Annotated in this window: 3 protein-coding genes and 3 tRNA genes; all 6 read right to left on the bottom strand. The window is 56.2% G+C overall.

Annotation, left to right across the window (positions count from 1 at the left end):
• Positions 1-92: 92 nt before the first annotated feature.
• Positions 93-168 (bottom strand) — tRNA-Thr (locus ACF8FB_RS18340).
• 29 nt (positions 169-197) lie between these two features.
• A tRNA-Gly gene (locus tag ACF8FB_RS18335) sits at positions 198-271 on the bottom strand.
• Positions 272-295: 24 nt separating this feature from the next.
• Positions 296-379 (bottom strand) — tRNA-Tyr (locus tag ACF8FB_RS18330).
• A 152-nt stretch (positions 380-531) separates the two neighbouring features.
• A complete protein-coding gene (locus ACF8FB_RS18325; protein WP_014589472.1) occupies positions 532-957 on the bottom strand; it encodes a hypothetical protein in 426 nt (141 codons plus the stop codon).
• Between the two features lie 7 nt (positions 958-964).
• A complete protein-coding gene (locus ACF8FB_RS18320; protein ID WP_010951771.1) occupies positions 965-1,714 on the bottom strand; it encodes a pantothenate kinase in 750 nt (249 codons plus the stop codon).
• The gene (gene birA / locus ACF8FB_RS18315; RefSeq protein WP_010951770.1) at positions 1,704-2,663 is read right to left on the bottom strand and encodes a bifunctional biotin--[acetyl-CoA-carboxylase] ligase/biotin operon repressor BirA; all 960 of its coding nucleotides are present in this window, start codon (positions 2,661-2,663) and stop codon (positions 1,704-1,706) included. The genes ACF8FB_RS18320 and birA overlap by 11 nt, the downstream gene beginning before the upstream one ends.
• Positions 2,664-2,796 lie beyond the last annotated feature (133 nt).

The raw sequence follows: 2,796 nt of genomic DNA, 5'->3' as shown, positions 1-2,796 counted from the left end.
TTTTCCTTAGCCATCGATACAATCCTCCGCAGAAGAAATAGTCTTGCACTGATAAAACAAAGGCAGATATTTTCATATCTGCCTTGTTTATATGGAGCTCTTGAGCGGACTTGAACCGCTGACCTCACCCTTACCAAGGGTGTGCTCTACCAACTGAGCTACAAGAGCGAAACACTTTGTGCAAAATCCGGCAAACTTGGAGCGGGTAGCGGGAATCGAACCCGCATCATCAGCTTGGAAGGCTGAGGTTCTACCACTAAACTATACCCGCGGAGCTTGCGGCTCTCGCTAAAACTGGTGGAGGGAGAAGGATTCGAACCTTCGAAGCTCTCGCAACGGATTTACAGTCCGTCCCCTTTGACCGCTCGGGAATCCCTCCAGATGTGGCCGGCATTCTATTTGTCTGCCGTCCTAGTGTCAAGCGTTTTTTCAAATTTTTTCAATCAAATCTGAAACTTAGCTGCTTTGACACCGCTTCCAGTTCTACCACCTGAGTGGTGTTCCCTGTGAAGCGGGCGCCATTCTATCAAGCTATTCGTCAGTTGCAATACCCTGGCAGAAAATAATTTTATGTTTTAAGTCTTTGAAATCATTGGAAAGAGCCAAGAGCACCGTTTGGTCCAGCAAACGCTCGCTTTCCGGAGCAACCTTGAGCCAGCGACCATCCGCCCCCGGCAGCTGTCCTGATACCGGCAAGGTGGCAATATCCAGACTCAGCAGGCGTTGACGCAGCGCATCCAACTGCTCCTGCCCCTTCACGCCACCGACCACCAGGCATTCATCACGACGCTTGGGCGGTGCCGACACACCTGTTTCACGCAACAGACGGATTTCTTGCTGATTCCCCTTGTACAGCGACAACGGGGCGACTTCCTTGACCTTCAGCGGGGCTTCCTGCTGATGCCATACGTAATAAAAGACGTTGAGCACCAGTAACAGCAGAAACAACCAGCGCATAGGCACCTCAATCCAATGGACAAGCCATTGCCAGGCCAACGAAAACCAGGTCAGGCACGACCCGCGCCTGTGGCAGGGCCGCCCTCACCAGTGGCGCATCACCGCCAGTGAGGAACACGGTGAACTCCTCACCCCATAGCACACGAGCCTGCTCAAGCTGGGTGTAGGCAAAGCCCTGGAGCATCAATACGCAACCGCGCTCTACCGCTTCGACAGTCGAGCGACCTGGTGACAAGCTGCTCAATGCGCGCTCCGCGGAGGCATCGTCATAGCGGATCCGACGGGTGTGAGTGCGCAGCTGGCTACGCATCAATGGCATACCTGGGCAGATGTAGCCCCCAAGATGCTCGCCATCTGCAGAAACGAAGTCCGCTTTTGCCGCGGTACCCAGGTCAATCACCAGGCACGCGCCCTTGGCCAGGTGAAATGCCCCCAACGCCGCCAGCCAACGATCCATACCCAGGCGCTGATAGTCGTCATAGCCATTGCGCACACCTGCCATTTCACGGACAGGGTGGGCAACCTTCGCCTGCACGGCAAATGCCTGAGCAATCAACGCGCAAAGCGCATCGGTCTCTTCTTCGCTGCGCACACTGACAATACGGCAACCCGTGAGACGCACTGAAGCGAGCGCAGCCACTTCCGCCACCAGCGCCTGATCGGAATCGACGATCCCACCACCTTCAATCACAGCATCGGCAACATGGATCACCCGCCACTTGATGAAGCTGTTACCGCAATCGAGCTCAAGAATCATCACGCAACCTCAAACTGAGCTCACCACCACTGAAGCTCTTTTCCATCCCGTCCACCTCAAGGCGCAAACCACCCTGCCCGTCGACGCCAAGAACCACGCCATCAATACGTGTACTACCAGCAACCAGCGATACATTGCGCCCCTGCCACAAGTGCGCCTGCTCCCACTCCTCCTGGAATGCGGCAAAGCCGTAGCGGCGATGACGCGCCAATTCGTGCTGTAGCTGCTGACTGAGCAGCGCGACCAAGTGATTGCGATCTATGGCTGCACCAACCTCACGCCGCATAGAAGTCCACTGCTGATCGACCTGTTCGTTCACCTGCATGTTTACATTGATACCAATGCCTAGCACCACATGACAGACATCTGCAGGATCGCCTACCAATTCCAGGAGAATCCCGGTGATCTTCTGCCCACGTACCAACACATCGTTAGGCCATTTGAGCCCGACATCCTTTACACCGAACGCCTGCAAGGTGCGCATTACCGCCAACCCCACTACCAAGCTCAACCCCTCGAGCTGACGCATGCCTCCATCGACGCGCAGGACCAGGCTGTAATAGAGATTTTCAGCAAATGGGCTGACCCACTGCCGGCCGCGCCGACCGCGTCCGGCGCTCTGGCGCTCAGCCAGAACCAGGAATGGAGCCGCCTGCCCTTCACTGGCAAGGCGCAAGCCTTCGGCATTGGTCGAATCGATGGTTTCGTGGATGAATACCGGCCACTGTTCGCCCACGGCGAATCCGGCGATTGCCTGCGCCTCAAGCAACGCCAGTGGCGCGGCCAACTGGTAACCGCGCCCACGAACTTTGTGAATGGTGAGGTTCAGCTCACTTTCCAGATGCTGCAGCTGTTTCCAAACTGCGCTGCGACTCACCCCTAGGGCTGCCCCCAGAGCTTCTCCGGAATGGAACCGACCGTCCTTGAGGAGATTCAACAACTTCAGCATGCCAGTCTCGACTTGGAATAAGGCAGGCATGATAGCCATGGGCTGTTGGCTTGCATAGGAAAAGGGCCTGCAGGAGAGGCCGCGTATCGCAATCACAGGGAGGAGCATTGGCAAGGCCAGGATTTTTAAGCCC

Origin of the sequence: Pseudomonas sp. yb_2, from assembly GCF_043103905.1 — a bacterium.
GTDB lineage: Bacteria > Pseudomonadota > Gammaproteobacteria > Pseudomonadales > Pseudomonadaceae > Aquipseudomonas > Aquipseudomonas alloputida.
This window is presented reverse-complemented; position numbering and strand designations above follow the sequence as displayed.

Excerpts from the sequence above, each read along its gene's own strand:
- ACF8FB_RS18320 (WP_010951771.1), bottom strand. The coding sequence starts at position 1,714 with ATGATTCTTGAGCTCGATTGCGGTAACAGCTTCATCAAGTGGCGGGTG.
- ACF8FB_RS18325 (WP_014589472.1), bottom strand. The coding sequence starts at position 957 with ATGCGCTGGTTGTTTCTGCTGTTACTGGTGCTCAACGTCTTTTATTAC.
- birA (WP_010951770.1), bottom strand. The coding sequence starts at position 2,663 with ATGCTGAAGTTGTTGAATCTCCTCAAGGACGGTCGGTTCCATTCCGGA.